Source organism: Mangrovibacterium marinum (genome assembly GCF_003046625.1).
Lineage (GTDB): Bacteria > Bacteroidota > Bacteroidia > Bacteroidales > Prolixibacteraceae > Mangrovibacterium > Mangrovibacterium marinum.
In genome coordinates this window covers 310,458-328,937 of sequence record NZ_QAAD01000003.1, presented here as the reverse complement: position 1 = coordinate 328,937, position 18,480 = coordinate 310,458, and the positions used below count along the sequence as shown (strand labels likewise).

The window sequence follows — 18,480 nt, the reverse complement described above, 5'->3', positions numbered from 1 at the left end:
TTCCGAACAGAGAAGTTAAGCCCGCCAGCGCCGATGGTACTGCCTTATGGTGGGAGAGTAGGTCGTCGCCATCTTTACCAAACCCGTTGTTCCTGAGAGCAACGGGTTTTTTTATGCCCGGAAAGTTCTGCCATCACCGGGTTTTACTATCTTTCGGATTGACAATCAACTCCGAAACATGAAGAGCTCTTTCAAGCAAAATCTATTCTATTATAGTGTACTTTTTTTTTGTGTTGCACTTCCCTTATCAATTGCATTAATATCATTGGCAGCAGTGCTTATTCTTATCGCAGCACTGGTTAGCGGCGATTATGCGAATTTGAAAGAGGAGTTAAAGAATCGTAAGAGTCTGGTGATTGTCTCGGCTACATATTTGATAACCATTTTGGGCCTATTGCAGAGCAGGAACTTTAGCGCTGCGCTTTATGATCTGAACAAAGCGTTACCCTTTTTAATCCTTCCATTGTCATTTTCCGTTGCGCCTCGATTGAAGCAAGAGCAGTTCCGAAGGGTATTGGAGCTTTTTTCGCTTTCGGTATTATTTTCAGCATTAATTACTTTTTTTCGCTTTCAATTGACCCGTAATCCCGATATCCTAGATGCGCAGTTTGTCGGTTTTATGCATCATATTCGGTTTAGTTTGATGATTTTACTCGTGTTTGTGGTTCAGGCATTTCTGATGAAAAGATATTGGATGGCTTATAAACCTGGGTGGCGGTTAACGGTGATTCTGTCGAATCTGTTTTTGTTGTTTTTTTTGTTTTGGCAACAGTCGCTTACAGGTATCATCACCCTGGGAGTCGTTGTCTTGGTTTTTTTGTTGGAGCTTATCAGCCGACCGGGAAGCCAGAAGGTACGCATAGGTATCGGAACGGTACTGATTTTAATCCTCTTGATTCCTTCGATTTATATTCTTAAGGTGATTGGTGATTATTACAACAAAGATCAAATTGACCCAAACACGCTGCCGGCAGCTACTGCTGAAGGACATCAGTATGTACATGATTTTTCAAATCCTTTTACCGAAAATGGACATTATATCGGCTTATACTTATGCGAAGACGAGTTGAAGCCGGCCTGGAACAAGCGTTCGGCTTATCGGTACCAAAGTGCTGATGCGAATGGTAACCGGCTATCGGATACACTTGTGCGATATTTAACGTCAAAGAATTTGCCCAAAGATGCTTCAGGAATAGCTGCATTGGATGAGCAGGATATCCAAAATATTGAGGCTGGTATCAGCAATTACAAGCTGGCAGGTGCGAAATTTTCGCTGTACCCCAGGTTGTATGTGAGTGTGTGGGAGCTCGATCACTTCTTCAAAACCGGAAATTCGAACCATAAATCAATTGCTCAGCGAATTGAATATCTCAAGGCAGCATGGATGATTTGGCGTGATAACCTTTGGTTTGGTGTAGGAACCGGTAATTGGAAGGAGGCTTACCGCGAGGCATACCAGGCGATGGGCTCGAAGATGGATGAGAGCCAATATGCCGATGCGCACAATCAATATATGGCGTGGTTGGTGCGCTTCGGAATCGTTGGAACCAGTGCCATTATCATTTTGTTGTTATGGCCCGTCATCGCTTACCGAGCTTATCAAAGTTCACTGATTACATCGCTGTTGTTGATCTTTTTCGTTGCGAATTTGGGCGATTCGAACTTAGATACCCATGCCGGTGGCTATTTATTTCTGTTTTTCTACGCTTTGTTTTTAACGAATCGTCAATATCTACTTTCGTCAGTCAGAAACGCCTGAATAAGGCGAAAGACAAGTGCGCCCGTTTTCGTCTTTATTGCTGCATTTTTTGTTACTTTGAAATCCAGAAAACAAAGAGCAGATGATTCAGAAAGTCACATTGGTGGGAGCCGGAAATTTGGCTACCCAGCTTGGTAAAGCACTTTACAAGTCGGGAATAGATATCTTACAGGTTTACAGCCGCACAAAAAGTTCGGCCGAGTTGCTGGCGAAACAATTGGGCAGCCAGGCAACCAACGAGCTGCACGAACTGAACATGCAGGCCGACTTGTATATATTTGCCCTGAAAGACGATGCGCTTGAACGTATTCTGAAACAAATCGATGTTCGGGGAAAGTTTATTGTGCACACAGCCGGGAGTTTACCGATGCGTATTTTACAGCCTTATTCCGATTCTTACGGCGTGTTTTATCCTTTACAGACATTCTCTAAACAACGTGATGTGGCTTTTGAACAAATTCCGATGTGTCTGGAAGCAGCTAGGCCTGAACTTTTAGCTGAACTGAAGAAATTAGCAGAACGTTTGTCTGGCAAGGTGGAGGAGATTAGTTCAGCGCAGCGGCAAAGCCTTCACCTGGCAGCCGTTTTTACCAATAACTTTGTCAATCATTTTTATCATTTATCTCATCAAATTGTGAAAAAATACGGGGTCGATTTTGAATTATTGAAGCCCCTGATTACAGAAACCGCGGCGAAGGTAATGGAGATCGATCCTTTCGATGCCCAAACCGGGCCAGCCAAACGATTCGATGAAGCGATTATTCAAAAACATCTGAATTTTCTGTCCGACCAACCCGAACTTCAGGAAATCTACAGCTTTGTTTCCAAAAGCATTTTTGAAGCACATAAATCCAAATAAACATGACTTTTGTAAAAGACAAATTGAAAAGTATAAAAGCCCTGGTTTTCGATATCGATGGGGTATTGTCGTTGGATACTTCACCGTTGAATGAAGACGGCGATCCCATGCGCACCGCCAATGTAAAGGATGGTTATGCCTTGCGCAATGCCCTGAATATGGGCTATCATGTTGCTATCATCACCGGTGGAGCAGTTGAGCGGGTGAAACTTCGCTACGAAAAGCTGGGCGTCCCCCACATCTATATGGGCGTTCGCGATAAAGTGCAGCCGCTGAATGATTTTATGCAAAAGGTTGGGGTAACAGCCGATCAGGTTTTGTATATGGGCGACGATTTGATCGACTATCAAATTATGTCGTTGGTCGGATTTCCTTGCAGCCCGAAGGATGCTGTGCACGAAATCAAAGAAATTTCTTCGTATATTTCCGATAAAAACGGGGGCGAAGGTTGCGTGCGCGACGTCATCGAGCAAGTGATGAGAGCGCAGGATACCTGGATCAACGAGAAATCATATTATTGGAGGTCGACATAATGCCATTGACGAATCTTGAAAAATATAAATTGGTTTTAGCATCAGCATCGCCACGTCGGCAGCAATTGCTGAAAGAACTGGGATTGGAATTTGAAGTTAGGCCCGCTGATGTGGACGAGTTTTATCCCGAAAACCTGGGGATGACGGCAATTCCTGAATATTTAGCACAGCTGAAGGCTGATGTTTTAGTGCAGAACATGGCCGACGATGAGTTAATCATCACGGCCGACACGATTGTTTGGAAGGATGACAAAGTGCTGGGGAAACCGGCCGACAAGACCGAAGCTGTTACGATGCTGAAATCACTTTCCGGAACGCAACACCAGGTAATTACCGGGATCAACCTGCAAAGTAAGCGCAAGAAAATTTCATTTCATGCCGTTACTGAGGTCTGGTTCGACGAGCTGAGCGATCAGGAAATTGATTATTACATTGAGAAATACCAACCTTACGATAAAGCCGGATCTTACGGTATACAGGAGTGGATTGGTTTTGTGGGAATTTACAAGATTGAAGGTTCGTTTTACAATGTGATGGGCTTGCCGATTCATAAACTCTACCAATATCTGAAAGAATTTTAGAGGCAAGGGGCCTTTGTTGAATCCCGACTCTTGTTCATCGCATTGAGGTTGAAAAGCAAAAATAGCTTGCTTTTGCAGGGCTTATTTGTACATGCTGGCTTGCCGGCATTTTTTATTTGAAACGATTCATATTAAATACCGTTCACTAGAGCAGAAAAATAGAAAAATGGGGAAATTTAGATTATTACTACTAGGAGTCTTACTGCACGTTTTTGTTGGGGCTATGGCCAACGAAGGGATGTGGATTCCGACTTTGTTGAAGAAATACAATATTGAAGAGATGCAGCAAATGGGCTTTCGCCTCTCTGCCGACGATGTATACAGCATCAACCACAACAGTATGAAAGATGCTGTTGTTTTGTTTGGCCGCGGATGTACCGGCGAACTGGTCTCCAACCAAGGCTTGCTACTGACCAACCACCATTGCGGCTATTCGCAAATTCAGTCGCACAGCTCGTTGGAGAATGATTATCTGACTGATGGTTTTTGGGCTAAATCGAAAGACGAAGAACTGTCCAACCCCGGTTTGGAGGTGCGTTTCCTGGATCGTATGGAAGATGTTTCAGCGCAGGTGTTTGCCGGAACCGACAGCCTGAAGGAGGCCGAAAAGCAATCGGCAATGGCCGAAAATATCCAATTAATTGAAAAAGAAGCGAAAATCGACGATCGTTTCGATGCGGTTGTGAAGCCCATCTTTAAAGGCAACCAGTACTTCCTGTATGTATATAAGGTATATCGCGATGTGCGTTTGGTGGGCGCTCCGCCTTCGGCCATCGGAAAGTTTGGCGGCGATACCGATAATTGGATGTGGCCGCGCCATACCGGCGACTTTTCCATCTTTCGGGTTTATGCCGACAAGAATAACGAGCCGGCCGATTATTCGCCCGACAATGTGCCATACACGCCGAAGAAATTTTTTCCCATCTCGCTGAAGGGAGTGCAGCCCGAAGACTTTGTGCTCATTTTTGGTTTCCCGGGCACAACCAACGAGTATTTGCCATCCGATGCCGTTGAGCTTTTGATGCAGCAAAGCAATCCGGATCGCATTAAAATTCGCAGCCGAAAGTTGGATATTTTGCGCAGTCAGATGGAGGCCGATCCGAAAGTACGGATTCAATATGCTTCAAAATACGCTTCTACCAGCAACTCGTGGAAACGCTGGCAAGGTGAGATCCGTGGTTTGAAACGCATGAATGCGCTGGACATGAAACATCGATTCGAGCGGGATTTCGAAAACTGGTATCAGCAGTCGGAGGCGTTGACCCATAGATACGCTGGGGTATTACCGGCATTCGAAAAGCTGTACACCGAACTACGGCCGTACGACCGGGCTTATAATTATTATAGCGAGATTGTATTTCGAGGAACCGATATCTGGACCCTGGCCAACCAGTTGCCACGCAACAAAGGGGCGTGGTCGGCAGCTTCGGCCGAGGCGCAACAAAAACTGAAGCAAAAACTTCGCACAGCCATCAAAAACCATTTCAAAAATTACCATCAGGCAACCGACGAGCAGGTGTTCGTGGCTTTAATGCGTATGCTGAAGGCCGATTTGGATGCTTCATTTCTTCCCGAATCCTTTCGAACTCTGCTGGAAAAATATCCCGATGAAAAGTTGTTGAAGAAAGTTTACCGCAAATCGCTGTTAACCGATCAATCCAAGCTAACAGCACTGATCGATCAACTGGATGGCAAGCAAATTGAACGCTTGCAAAAGGATCCGCTCGTAGCGCTATACGATCAGCTACGAGGCTATTTTCTGTCCAATATTGAGCGCCCTTATCGCGAAATAAACCTGGAAATCGGCAAACAACAAAAAACATACATGGCCGGCATTATGGCGATGAAAGAAGGACAGGCGCTGTACCCGGACGCCAATCTGACTTTGCGCGTGGCTTACGGAAAGGTGGAAGGATACAAGCCGGCCGATGGTGTGGTGTACAAACATTACACAACATTAAAGGGGATTATCGAAAAGGATAATCCCGAGATCTACGACTACGACGTACCCCAGCATTTGCGCGATTTGTACGATGCCAAAGATTTTGGCCGCTATGGCGACGATGACCGGATGCCGGTTGCATTTACGGCTTCAGTTCATACAACAGGAGGCAATTCCGGAAGCCCGGCCATTAACGCCAATGGCGAATTAATCGGCATTAACTTCGACCGTTGCTGGGAAGGAACCATGAGCGACATCATGTTCGATCCGGATCAATGCCGAAACATCATGGTCGATATTCGCTATGTGCTTTTCCTGATCGATAAATTTGCCGGAGCCGGCTATTTGCTCGACGAAATGAAGCTGGTAACCGAATAAAAGAAAACACCGTTTATCTTTAATCGATAAAGGCGGGATAATTCCATGAATCGGAATTATCCCGCTTTTGTTGTTTATCCTCTTGCTCGTGAAGCAGCAGTGGCATCTGTAAGCACCGATTCGACAACTTGAGTTGAAGTTGACATTTCTTCAACCGAAGGTGGCCTAACTTCGGTCGAAGAAATGTTTTTTTCGGTCGAAGATGCCGTAACTTCGATCGAAGATGCGGCTCCTTTCATCGAAGAAGAAAAATCTTCGATAAAAGAAATGATTTCTTCGATCGAAGACGCGACAACTTCGACTTAAGATGCCGTTTTTTCGATCGAAGATGGCTTAACTTCGATCGAAGTTAACGCTTTATTGTTCAGTACAACCCTGTTTTATAGGTTGAAAAGCAGAAAAATCGAAAATCGTTGTTTTGTTTGTCGTTGCTGTGCTGCTCGGACAAGCGGGATTGAATCGTATAATCCGGGCATAAATCAGACACCAGCCAGCTATGCTTCAATATTTAGCAATCTTGTTGAGTAGGGGAGGCTGTCCAAATTTGTTTTTCGGACAGCCTCGTGAATAAACAGGCTGAGATCACTAAGGATCAACTAACGGGAACGAATTTCTTTTCGCATAAATCCGACATAACTGAAGGCAAAACAAACCAAGGTTAGCGCAATCAGGCCGGTAAGCTGGGGCCAAACAAGCAACAAGCTTTGCCCAATCGGAAGCGGGCTGGGAATCGCTCCCTGTACTTGCTGCATGGTCAACGGGCCAAGACTTCGAACCGAAGGCATCAGCATCGTCGAGGTGGCCTCGCTAAAAAGTGTACTGGGCGATATTCGCGTCAGGTTAAGCATCAGGTTTTCGTGCCCCAGAATAACAGCTGGTGGTGCATATTGCGGAGGCATGGTCGCTTTGTTGATTAAATTGATAATCATGACAAAGAAGATGCTGAAGAATAACCAAACAGCAATACCTGCCAGAGCCGAGGTTGCCGCCTGGCGGAACTTGACGGAAAATAAAATCGACAAGTTGAGCCAGAAAGCAACATAGAAAACACTGATGATGATAAAAAATACAACGCGCCAGAATTCCTCGGCGGTGGGCGGAAGGCCAATAATGAGCATGCCGATTCCCATAACCAGGAATCCCAAAGCGAAAAGCAGCACGCTAATAACGCTAAGCGATGCCAGAAATTTAGCGTTGATCAGATAATCGCGGTGGATGGGTTGAGCCATTAATCTGCTTAAGGTTCCCCGGTTGCGTTCCGAGTTGATTGCATCAAATCCTAAGCTGAGTCCGAGCAGAGGCCCTAAAAAGGAAATGAAAACAGAATAAGAAGGCAGCGAGCCATCCGTTAGGGTGAAAAGTTTCAGAAAAAAGAAATCTGCTTCCGGATCATTCGCTTTGATGGCATGCCCGATATTAGTAAGCGATGTGTAGAGCGAGCCCAGGCAAGTGAGCGCGATGATCCCGAGCAGGATGATGAATTTCCAACTCCGCACCTGATCCGAAATTTCTTTTTGAACCAGCACCCGAAACGGATGAATAGCTTTTGTCTTGAGTTTATGCTGTTTTTTCTGCTTTGTTGGTTCGGCGACTGTATGCGCGTTTAATGTAAGGTCGCTGTCAGGCATAGTCACCTCCTCCCTGGAAATAGCGGTTGTAAATATCGTCGAGCCCGTGTTCGCGTTTGTATAAAGCTTGCAAGCCAGCGCCGCTTTCAACAATTGTTTCAGCTATTTTTTCAGAAATATTCGACGCACATCCCAGTTGAAATTTCAGGCCGTCTTGCTGCAAGCTGATTAAGCCGTCGATTTGTTGCAGTCGCTTTGCAAGCTCCGCTGACTGGTTTGTTTGTTTTGGTGTTACTTCGGCATAAATGGTGAAAGGCTCATTGGCAAAAAGCTGCTGCGACAAACGATGAATATCGCCTTCAGCAATCAGTTTTCCACGCACAAAAATGCCAACCCGGTCGCATACTTGTTGTACCTGGTGTAAGTTGTGCGAGGAAAAAAGCACCGTGATTCCTTCTTCCTTACTCAACTGCACAATCAGCTCCAGAAATTCCTGAACTCCTTTGGGATCGATGCCCGAAGTAGGCTCGTCCAGGATAATAACTTCCGGATTTTTAATCAACACTTCAGCCAAGCCAAGACGTTGGCGCATGCCCCGGGAATAAGCTCCGGTTTTTTTGTTGGCTTGCTCAAGCAGGCCAACCCGTTTCAGAAGAACTTCAGCTCTGTCAGCTGCTTCTTTGGGCGACAGACCATTCAGCTGAGCGATAAACAGCAGGTTATCCCAGCCACTGCGGTCGGGATAGAAGCCCACATCCTCGGGTAAATAACCAACTCTGCGTTTAACGGCAATGGGGTTCTCGGCCGAATTGGTTTGGCATACGCGCACCGATCCCGATGTTGGTTCGGTGAGGCCCAGCATCATCAGGATGGTTGTTGATTTGCCGGCTCCATTGGGGCCAAGCAAACCAAAAACTTCGCCTCGGCGGATCGTCAGGTTGAGTTGGTCAACTGCTGTAAACGATCCGTATTTCTTGGTCAGATCGACAAGCTCAATAATTGACTCGCTCACGATTACCTCCTTCCGTATTTGCGAAACAGAAAACCAACACTGCCCAAGGCGACAAGAATTATCAGGATGCCCATTCCTCCTAAGATCATCGGCGTACGAACCGACATGCGAAATTCGGCGTTGGATGAGGCTTCCGGAGTTTTGGCTGTGAATTTGGTCACATAATCTCCGGCAATGGCGTTCTTCGATGCCTTTACCGTAGCCTGTACGGTTGCTTTTTTCCCCGGTTCAATGCGGATTACAGCTTTGGGATCAAAAGTCACCTCCCAGTCGCTGGGCTTCGAGCTCGTCAGCTTAATGTCTTCCAAGGGTGCCGATCCGGTATTGCGGATAACAAGCTCGACTTGCTTTTTGTCGCCGGCCGTAATTTTGGTGCTTAGCAGTCCGTTTGGTGTGGTGAGGTCCATGCCGTACGATCCGGTGATCACAACAGTCAGATCTAGTTGCGAAGTCATACTGTTGGTTGCGGCAACAACCGGAATTTTGTAGGTGCCGGCTTCAATTTGTGCCGGTGGCTTGATCTCGATGCTTACATCTTTGGCGCTGTTTTCATCCACATTAACCGATGCCACTTGCTTGTAATTGGCTTTGAAGGTAACATCCCAACCACGCGGAGCATGAGCTTCCATGGCGTATACTTGTTTTTCGTCGGTGCTGTTGTTTAGCTTGGCTTTAAAGGTAAACGATGAGTTGGCGTGCCCCGACATATTATTTTGATCGGTGGTAAACTCCGTTTTGAAAGTGCCTTGTTTCGAGACAGTCACCGTAAGCGGAAGGGTGTTGGTGCTTTCGGTTTCAACATTGAAATGGTAGTTCCCTTTGTTCACTTTCAGCGGAACCTGAACATCCAGGGTAAAGGTTTTTTTCTCGCCCGGCAACACCGCCAATTGCTTCACATTGTAGTTTCCCGATTTTAACGAATAGTCCCAGCTTCGAGGTAAACCCGTTATTCGAATGGGTTCATTCCGAAGCTCGTCGCTGTTGTTAATAAGCTCGATGGAATACTTGATTGACTGCCCCGGCGGAACAGATACTTGCGTGTAAGGGGTGTAAAGGGTCACACTTGTTTTTTCATCAGCAGCCTTGGTGCTCGCTGCTGTTAATCCCAGTAGGGAAAATAGAAACAGATAAGAAAAGGTTTTCCGTATTGACATAAAATTTCCTCCATAAATTTTGTTAGACTTCTCAATACGGTCAACAAGTTTAAGTAATGAATAAATTCGATGGCTGTTAAAAGATATCAAAAAGATTAAATGAAGTTTTAAATTCACAGTGATACTGAGTGTTATAAGAGGAGGGTAAGTAAGCCGGAGAGCCTATTTTTTACAAGATTTGGTCTTGTTTTGTTGATGAATTGAATGATAATAACGCCGTGTTGTGCAAATTTTCTATCTGTGTTCGTTTTTATTATGAAACGCGACTGGTGCGGTTTTCAATTCGGTGGTTGAATCATAAATCAGCACAGGTGAAACCTGTGAATATGAATAGCCATGGGGGACAACCCATGGTGAAAATGTATAACCGATGTCGGTACCCATGGTTGCGGATTACCAGCTGTCCCCAACCCCGGAAAGGGGTTGAATAGGATTGAATCCGAAGGAAAACGCTTCACTCAGCCCGTGCTAAAAACTCCACTTCAACCGGGCAAAAGCCAGTTGCCCGATATTCCCGTATTCACTCTCGGCATTGCCTAAAAAAAATTGCCCGGTCAGCATGAGTTCAATATTGGTTTGTAGCGAATAACTGGCAGAAGGCCCCAGATACATCGATCCGTCGGCCGGGTTTACAATGAGTACGCTGCTTGCGTTTAGAAGAGGCGTGATCGGGTAGGAGCATTGCCCGAAGAGTTCGTATTTCCCGAATGCTAACGATTTTGCCGATAAGTTTTCAGTCATAACGGGATTGAGATCAGTCCGTCCCTTTCCTCCTAAGCTATTGAAAAGCGCGCTAAAGTGAATATATAAGGAGGACGCAAAGGTATAATCGGCCGAAACCGAGGCTACCGTTGCCGACTGAGAGTCGGAACCGGATTGTCGGGGAATAAACTGGCTAAACTCGCCTCGGAAACCAGCGCCCTTGATGTCGCCGGACCAGCCACATCCCACAACCAAGTCGGGCCCAACCCAACCACCGAGAAACTGAAAATCGTAGTTCCAGTTTGAAAAGCGGTACAATCCGGCCAAAGCCATGTTGTTGGGACTATCGCCCAGTTTATAGACCAGTTCGGCCGACGAGGTGGCACCAGTGTAATACTGAATGCGGGCAGCATCGGTGCCCGGGCGTTCCTCATAATCGAAATCGAAGTAGGAAAAGCTATTAAAAAGATCATTGGGATTCCAGACCAGGTTGACGCCCCAGTTCACGCGCTGGCGTCCCAGGCGAATCTGCCAGTTGCCGGCAGACCAATCGATATAGGCGCGATCGATCATGCTGTGCAGAAACCAGGAATCGCCGTCGAATGGAATTGCAGACAAATCGAAATAGCCCTGGTCGGTCTTCATTCCGGATTTATAAGTTGGAAAATTCCGAACCAGATTTCCCGCGATAAGACGATTGCGATTTTCGATTACTACGGTGAGTTCATCAGTTGGCAGCCATTCAAAATTCAACCGGTTATGCACGGTATTGGTATATTGGTCATCGATGGAAAATCCGTCGAATGGTTTCGGATGATAATACATGAACAAGTCTTTCACATAGCCGGTCAGTGTCCAGTCTCGCTCCTGTGCGTGCGAGGACCCGGATAAAAATAAGAGTAACAGACAAATGCTAAGAAAATTCAGCTTCATGATGCGGTGTTAGCTAATTGGTTCTTGTTTCCTGTTCTTTTCTGACATCGGAGATGATCTGACCATCCTCGAGGGTGATTACCCGTCGTGCTTTATTGACAACGCGCTGGTCGTGTGTGCTGAAAATAAAGGTGATATTTTCTTGTCGGTTTAACTCTTCCATCATGTCGAGCAGGTTTTCAGTTGACTTCGAATCCAGGTTTGCTGTTGGCTCGTCGGCTAAAACAAACTTGGGTTTCGAGGCCAATGCACGGGCAACGGCAACCCGCTGTTGCTGCCCACCGGACAGCTTGGCCGGTCGGCTGTTGATTCGTTCACCAAGGCCAACCCGATCGAGTAATTCCCTGGCCCGTTGTTGCCGTTCTTTCTTCGGAACTTGCTGCAATTGCATGATGAACTCTACATTTTCAAGCGCGGTGAGCACCGGAATCAGGTTGTAAGCCTGGAAAACAAAACCGATGTTCCGAAGCCTGAAATCGATGAGTTGCGACGAGGAGAGGGTTTGGATATTGGTGCCGCCAATCCTGATTTCGCCATCGCTCGGCTGGTCAAGTCCTCCCAGCATATTCAGCAGCGTTGTTTTCCCCGATCCGGAAGGGCCAACAATGGCTGCAAATTCACCCTGTTCAAATTCAAGGTCAACGCCGTTTAACGCGTTCACCTTTACCTCGGTGGTGTTGTATATTTTTTTCAATTGTTTGACTTCAATTACTTTCATCGTGTTTCGTGTTATGTGTTGCGAGTTGTGGATTTTATGAGTTTCAAATTCTAAGTTTCAAGTTCCAAGTTCCAAAATCCAAATTTCAAGCTTTCTGTTTTGTATCAATCTCATTTGTCCATGGTCTTTATTCTTCTGTCTTTTGCCTTTTTACTTTTAACTTTTGCCTTTTTGTCTTTTGCCTTTCTTTTCATCTTCTACATATCAATCCGAATGGCTTCCACCGGTTTTAGCCGTAACGCTTTTATGGCCGGATAAATAGCCGCGAGCAGGCCTGTGCCAAAAACCAGTACAGCAATCTGCAGGGTGATCGACCAGTTAAGCCGGGTGTAAACCAGCGTATCAAACCCCATCGACTTATAGGCCGTTGACCAGGCGCCCAAATCAATTCCGTGGATGCCCAAATAGATGTTGAGCAGCCATCCCAGGATGATTCCGCATAAACCACCAAGAATGGAAAGCAAGATGGTTTCGGTCATGATCATCGTAAATATGCGGATGCGGTTCATGCCAACAGCCATCAACATACCCAGCTCTTTGGTCCGTTCGAGCACGGCCATCAGCATGGTATTGACAATGCCGAAGAGTAAAGCGAGCAAAATGATACCGATGAAGATGTACATGGTCAGGCCGAAGCTGCTTTCCAGCAGGCTCACTTCGGGCATGATTTCGCGCCAGGTTTTGACGTCTAGTTTGGGCAATTGACTGGTTAAATCCGCTTGTACAGTCGAAAGCGCTTCATTTTGTCTCAGCAGAACAGCAATTTCGTGGCAGCTGTTGTTGTCGATTGCAAGCAGACGATTTAGATCCGATGCCTGAACAAAGACTGTGGTCTCATCATAAATAGTGTTTGATGTTTCGTAAATTCCCACCACCTTAAAAGCTGCTCCGGTGATGTTGCCATTAAAATCCTGCAAGGTGATAACAACTTTTGACTTCAGTTTCACCTTGAGTTTTTCGGCCAGTTTTTTGCCGATAACGATTGGGTTTCGTCGACTGGTTTCAAAATAATCACCTTCAATCAATTTTGAATGGAGATTCGTTACCGCAGCTTCTTTTTCGGGACTGATTCCGGTTATCTTAACGCCGGAGCCTGTTGTGGCCGATTGGATCATGCTGTTGATGATTGTGCGGCTACTAACCGCTTCAACCGCCTCTTCGTTCTGAATAAGTTTGACAATTGAATCCGAGTTGTTGATCATCAGTTTTTTATCCGGATTTTCGAGGTATTGCTTGTTGTGAATCTGAATATGCGATGCTTCGGTTTTGATGGCCGAATTGATCCGTTGGTCGAGCATGCCCTTGTAAAAGGCCATATAGAAGATGCCCGATGCCAAACCGAGTGTTAACGCAATGAGGATCACTAAACTTCGTGTTCTGCTCCTCCATATATTTCTCCAGGCAATTGCAAGTATCATGGTTTTGGGTTTTTAAGTTAGGCTCGAAGTGCTTTGGTCAACTTCAGTCGGACTGTCTTGATTAACGGGTAGCAAAATACCAGTAGCGTGAGGATGAAGATGATGAGCACCTGGCGGGCAAAGATGAACCATTGCGCCGAAAAGTACATGGCCGGCTCGAAGCCGAACTCTTCATAAGCTTTGGCCGACTCGCCCGTTAGCGGAATCGGGTGATAAACAAAATAGGAAATAAAGGGAAGGCTAAAGGCAAAGCCGGCCAATACACCGATGAAGCCAAGCAGCACAATCTCAAAAAAGAGGATTGTACTTAACCTGCCTTTTTGCATGCCGATAGCGACCATGATTCCCATTTCTTTGCGTCGCTCAGCCATCATCATAATGACCGTTCCAAATATGCCAAAGCCCACCAGGGTGTACAAAATTCCTTTGGTGATGTATGCCCCTGATCGGTCGGCATCAATCATGTTTTTGGTGAGCGGATCCATCTCGTCCCAGGTCATGATCTCGTATTGGTTGCCCAGCTTATTGTGAAGCAGATGTTTTTGTTTATTGACTTCTGAATAATCGTTGACCATCAAAACCAGCGAACTGAGTTGATTGGATACTGAAAAGAAGTTTTGTGCGGTTTTCAGGTCGATATAGCCACCCATATTGTTCATCGTGGGCGAGGGGAACTTCAGGATTCCCCGGACCGGAAACAGCGCAGCAGCCGTTGCCCCGTGATATCCCTGGCTCAACAGCACGACCGTGTCGTTGACTTGTACGCTCAGATTTTTGGCCAGATTGACTGCCAGCAAGATTCCATCGTCGTTGGGCTTTAGGTAGGAGCCTTCAGTTACCCATTGCGATAAATGGCTCATCTCATCTTCCTTTTGCGGATCAACACCGATTAGAGCGCCTCCCTTGGTGTTGTTGGCATAAGCCATCAGGGCAAATGACTCCAGTCGGGGGACAATCAATCGAATTTCCGGATTTTTCGCCAGCGATTCCAGCAGCGTATCATCGGGCGTAAAGCAATAGTCGATTGTTTTGTTTTCCCAATAATCAGTATGGTGTATCTGGATATAACCCGAGTAGAAACTTACCACATTGTCGATCATTTTCGAGTAAGTACCTTCCTGCATCGAGGTCATGAAGGTGCTCAGCAAAACGCCGAAGAAAACCGAGGCCGCGGTGATGTATGTTCGTCGTCGGTTGCGCCAAATATTTCGCCAGGCCAATTTAAAGTTCGTAGACATATTTGACGGATTGAGGGATTGAATAATTGAAGGACTGAGGAACAGAAGGATTGAAGTGTTGAATACAGTGCCGGTTTTTCATGACTTTTTTAGTTTGAGTTTTTGCGGGCGGTTGCCATTATTTTCAGGATTTCGAGGCTTTCGTTGTGAAGCCTTTTTGTTTGATCGTTATTGCTGATCTCTGAAAGGATCAGTAAGTCGAGCCACATTTCGGTTTCATCGGCTTCCTCGACGACGATGCTGAGTTTTGCGAAGAACTCATTTCTCGAACGTGCCCGGCATGCTGCTCTGTAGTTTGCATACACTGAGCTCCCCGACCGGATGAGCTGAGCTTTGAGTGTTTTCGATTCTTGGGAATAGGGAATCTGTTCGGTCATTTTCAGCAAATCGAGTACGAAAGTTCTCAATCGAATTTTCATTTCATTTCGAAAATTAATTTGATCTGGTGTCGTCATATTTTGGTTTTTAAAGTTTAATTCCGATCGGTGTTCCGGGTTCAGCTAATTCAATCCGTCATTTATTCTATCCTTCAATCCTTCTATCCTTCAATCCTTCTTTCCTTACTTTATTCTTTTCATATTCTGAATGGAGAAGAAGGATTCCTGTAAATCGACATTGAATTTGATCCGCTCGAACACCATGATCGTTTTTTGTCCGGGCTTGTCTTCCGGGATCATTTCCAGGTGTGTTGGCATCATCCGGTCGTCCATCATTTTGATGTCGGACAGGATTTCGGTATTGATCAACTCTTCGTCTTCGTCGTAGTATTCCGCCTTCAGCCACAAAAAGTCGTCTTTACTGACCCACATGACGATTTTGCCCCAGACAACGGCTGCATCTTCATGCGGGATCAATTCAATTTTGTAGCAGGCATAGTTTTCAATCGTTTCCGTTCCGATCAGCTTTTGGTCGTAGTCTTTCACCAGCGACGATTCTTTAACCAAATCATCGTTGGTAAAATCGGAGCCCATCCACGACTGCATCATCATCGAGGGCGGAATTTTGATGGTGCGTTCAATGCTGGGCATCCAGTTCCACATTTCATTTTCGCGTTTCAGGAAAACCTGTCCGCGTTCTTTGGCCGGAGAACTAATGTAAATCAGCGAATATTCGGTTCCCAAGGTCCAGCTTTTCATGCGAATGGTTCGCGACCAGTTCGAGCGTTGAATAGTCATGCTCAGGGTTCCTTCGCTGGATTGTCCCCGAAACTTTTCGTCGGCCTGCCTGACAATATCTTTAATGTCGATTTCCTGAGCTTGCCCGACCAAACTTAGAAGGAGAACTGCGAAAATTAGCTGGATTCGTTTCATGCTTGCACGTTTTTACCGGTTTGTACGATTCAGAAGAGTCGATCGATGCCTGAACCAATGCTAAAAGTTAACGCATGAGGAAACTAAATCCAATTAAATTGGATTTTAAATGATGGCTTAGGCCATTCGGACAGCTGTGCTATTTAATTGAGAGGCAGAAATCCCAAAAAGCGGTGACCGAAAATGGCTTGCTCAGGTAGGTCCACTGAAAGGCCCGGAACGCCAAGCCGCCCGATCATCACGAGCCGTTGATGCTATTGGGGACGAAAAACAGAAAACCATGACAACTTGTGATAACCTGATAACCCAACAACCGGTGACAACCAAGACAAAAAGATCTCAGATACCCCGCAACTTTTACTCGGTTGGAGATTCTCCATGAATCAGGCGTTTTTCGGTGAAAGTCCCTTCTGCTTTTCCTTTCTATCTAATGTACCCACCCTGGCCCTCCCTCGCGAGGGAGGGAAATTCCGACTTTGTCGGAATGGGAGGGTCAATCTAATTCAAAAGCATCCACTTTCATCCCTTTGGGTGATTCTCCGCAATCATGTCGTTTTTTTCTGCATCATCTCAACCGGAAAAGGCTTGGTTGCCTCGCCGGTATATACACTGATGTGCGGAAATGGAATTTCAATTCCCTCGCGGTCGAAGGCTTCTTTAATCTCGATGATGACACTGTTTTTGGCGTCGCGGTAATTATTCTTTTCAAACCAAACCGCAAACAGAATGTCGATGCTGCTGGCACCGTAACCTTGGAGTAAAATTAAGGGTTCCGGCTCTTCCAGGCAGAGTGGGTTTTTGCGGGCCACTTCTTTAAGTACTTCAAACACCTTCCGCAAGTCTTCTTTGTAGGCCACCCCGACCGTAACATCCAGACGGCGAATGGGGAAGCGCGTGACATTGATGAGCTCACTGCTGATGACCGTTTGGTTGGGGATGCGCAGCAGTAGGTTGTCGTAGGTGCGGATTTTAATGCTCAGCAAATCGACGGAATAAACGGTGCCGGCTTTGTCGCCAATGCGGACAACATCGCCCAGCTCGAAGGATTTTTCCGACACCAGAAAGAATCCGCTGATGATGTTGCCAATGCTGGTTTGCGAGGCTACCCCAATGATGATCCCGACTACTCCGGCAGCACCAAAAAGAGCGGTAATGTCGAAATTTAGCTCTTTGAGCACCATGAAGCTTAACAGGGTATAACCGGTATAAACAATGATCCGGTTGATAATCATCCGCGATTGTTTCGACAGGCGGTGCGTTATGCTTCGCTTGATCAGAAAGGCAACGCCCTGAATGACAAATACGGACAAGAGAATCAGAAATGCAATTCGGATGATTTTATCGAGCGTTTCAGTATTGAAGTATTGGGCGAAATCAAAGTTCATAAGCATCATTTTTAGGCCGGTTAAAGTTGCGTGATTTGTTTAATAACGTGGAAGCTGTGTCCCAGGATTGTGCGGTTGGAGGCGATGCGCGATTTGGCAATTTGATGCGGCGTTGCCCCATGAATGGTTTTGTCGGTCGCAAAATTCAGTTGGCCGGTATGTCCCTGTCCTTTAAACTCGATGGTGCCAAGGTCCGCGATTAGCTGATGATTTACCAGGTAGATATTCATTAAATCGACGCGCACCAGCAGGCGTTGCAGATCGAGTAGCTGCGAACTGTTGTTGAGGATGTTTACCGGGACGATAATTTCGTGAGGCTGTGCTGCCAGTTCTTTAGCTTGCAGGGCAAAACGGCTGCCAACGGTAAAAGCCGGTGTTCCGCTGTCGGGTTCGCCAAACCAGGTATCGCTCAATCGCTCGGTTTCAAATTCGCACAGTAAGTTGTCGCTTTCAACCTGTTTGTAGTACAGCTGAATGTAGAGCGGAACCGCCAGGTATATGCGCAGGCTTTGATGTTGGCGGATGCTGATCTTTTTGCTATTGCGAAAAACAATGGGTTTGGGAGGCATGGCCGGCAAAATGTGCAAAACGGAAGAGCGTCCGGTTTGGTATACCTGAGCCTCGGCGATGGATTGATTGTCAGTCGTTAGCCCCAGGCTAAGCTCCCCGGCGAGCTCATTGGCTTTTTCATACTGAATCAGCCACCCACCGGTTATGGATTGCATTCCGAGCGAGCAGTAGCCACCACGCAGCCTGGTTATTTCGCTTGTCTTGCCTTCGTGTTTTCCCCAAATTTCTTGCTTTCGGCTCATAATTTTAAGATTGATGCTTTCCACAAAAATAAATTTATTTTGAACGAATCTAAATTTGAAAAATAAATTCTGATGGACAAAACAGAGAAAGAGGATTTGTGTGTTATTTATTAAAGTCGCGACACTGGGCGGTGAGGAGTCTGAACGCCAGGAAAAAGGTCACTCAGAAGACGCAACT

16 protein-coding genes and 1 rRNA gene are annotated in these 18,480 nt (G+C 46.1%); 6 read left to right on the top strand and 11 right to left on the bottom strand.

The window, feature by feature from the left end:
• The 6 genes from rrf to C8N47_RS04650 all read left to right on the top strand — a co-directional run.
• Window positions 1-74: ribosomal RNA gene (gene rrf, locus C8N47_RS19090) — 5S ribosomal RNA — on the top strand; the annotation flags it as partial.
• 620 nt (window positions 75-694) lie between these two features.
• Window positions 695-1,759: an O-antigen ligase family protein gene (locus C8N47_RS04670; protein ID WP_170111289.1), complete on the top strand. Its 1,065-nt coding sequence runs from the start codon at window positions 695-697 to the stop codon at window positions 1,757-1,759.
• Between the two features lie 82 nt (window positions 1,760-1,841).
• Window positions 1,842-2,618, top strand: a complete 777-nt coding sequence (locus C8N47_RS04665) for a Rossmann-like and DUF2520 domain-containing protein (protein ID WP_107821350.1) — start codon at window positions 1,842-1,844, stop codon at window positions 2,616-2,618.
• Between the two features lie 2 nt (window positions 2,619-2,620).
• Window positions 2,621-3,151, top strand: a complete 531-nt coding sequence (locus C8N47_RS04660; protein WP_107821349.1) for a KdsC family phosphatase — start codon at window positions 2,621-2,623, stop codon at window positions 3,149-3,151.
• A gap of 29 nt (window positions 3,152-3,180) precedes the next feature.
• Window positions 3,181-3,732, top strand: coding sequence for a Maf family nucleotide pyrophosphatase (locus C8N47_RS04655; protein WP_245915665.1), 552 nt, complete (start codon window positions 3,181-3,183; stop codon window positions 3,730-3,732).
• A gap of 166 nt (window positions 3,733-3,898) precedes the next feature.
• Entirely contained in the window at window positions 3,899-6,052 is a 2,154-nt protein-coding gene (locus C8N47_RS04650; protein WP_107821374.1) for a S46 family peptidase, read from the top strand.
• Window positions 6,053-6,648: 596 nt separating this feature from the next.
• Here the strand turns inward: C8N47_RS04650 and C8N47_RS04645 are convergent.
• The 11 genes from C8N47_RS04645 to C8N47_RS04595 form a co-directional block, all read right to left on the bottom strand.
• Window positions 6,649-7,680 carry an ABC transporter permease gene (locus C8N47_RS04645; protein ID WP_107821347.1) on the bottom strand — a complete coding sequence of 344 codons (1,032 nt, stop codon included), beginning with the start codon at window positions 7,678-7,680 and terminating at the stop codon, window positions 6,649-6,651.
• On the bottom strand, window positions 7,673-8,632 hold the full coding sequence (locus tag C8N47_RS04640) for an ABC transporter ATP-binding protein (protein ID WP_107821346.1): 960 nt from the start codon (window positions 8,630-8,632) through the stop codon (window positions 7,673-7,675). The genes C8N47_RS04645 and C8N47_RS04640 overlap by 8 nt, the downstream gene beginning before the upstream one ends.
• A 2-nt stretch (window positions 8,633-8,634) precedes the next feature.
• Window positions 8,635-9,786 (bottom strand): COG1470 family protein, encoded by a 1,152-nt coding sequence (locus C8N47_RS04635; protein ID WP_107821345.1) that lies wholly within the window; start codon window positions 9,784-9,786, stop codon window positions 8,635-8,637.
• A 468-nt stretch (window positions 9,787-10,254) separates the two neighbouring features.
• A complete protein-coding gene (locus tag C8N47_RS04630) occupies window positions 10,255-11,421 on the bottom strand; it encodes a hypothetical protein (protein ID WP_146161431.1) in 1,167 nt (388 codons plus the stop codon).
• Between the two features lie 13 nt (window positions 11,422-11,434).
• A complete protein-coding gene (locus tag C8N47_RS04625) occupies window positions 11,435-12,139 on the bottom strand; it encodes an ABC transporter ATP-binding protein (RefSeq protein WP_107821343.1) in 705 nt (234 codons plus the stop codon).
• 197 nt (window positions 12,140-12,336) lie between these two features.
• Window positions 12,337-13,557, bottom strand: coding sequence for an ABC transporter permease (locus C8N47_RS04620; RefSeq protein WP_107821342.1), 1,221 nt, complete (start codon window positions 13,555-13,557; stop codon window positions 12,337-12,339).
• Window positions 13,558-13,574: 17 nt separating this feature from the next.
• Window positions 13,575-14,795: an ABC transporter permease gene (locus C8N47_RS04615; protein ID WP_107821341.1), complete on the bottom strand. Its 1,221-nt coding sequence runs from the start codon at window positions 14,793-14,795 to the stop codon at window positions 13,575-13,577.
• Window positions 14,796-14,884: 89 nt separating this feature from the next.
• Window positions 14,885-15,250, bottom strand: coding sequence for a four helix bundle protein (locus C8N47_RS04610; RefSeq protein WP_245915663.1), 366 nt, complete (start codon window positions 15,248-15,250; stop codon window positions 14,885-14,887).
• 105 nt (window positions 15,251-15,355) lie between these two features.
• Complete coding sequence (locus C8N47_RS04605; RefSeq protein ID WP_107821339.1) at window positions 15,356-16,105, bottom strand: outer membrane lipoprotein-sorting protein; 750 nt, start codon at window positions 16,103-16,105, stop codon at window positions 15,356-15,358.
• 545 nt (window positions 16,106-16,650) lie between these two features.
• Window positions 16,651-17,490, bottom strand: a complete 840-nt coding sequence (locus tag C8N47_RS04600) for a mechanosensitive ion channel family protein (RefSeq protein WP_211316034.1) — start codon at window positions 17,488-17,490, stop codon at window positions 16,651-16,653.
• A 20-nt stretch (window positions 17,491-17,510) separates the two neighbouring features.
• The gene (locus C8N47_RS04595) at window positions 17,511-18,302 is read right to left on the bottom strand and encodes a DUF432 domain-containing protein (RefSeq protein WP_107821338.1); all 792 of its coding nucleotides are present in this window, start codon (window positions 18,300-18,302) and stop codon (window positions 17,511-17,513) included.
• Between the last annotated feature and the right edge of the window lie 178 nt (window positions 18,303-18,480).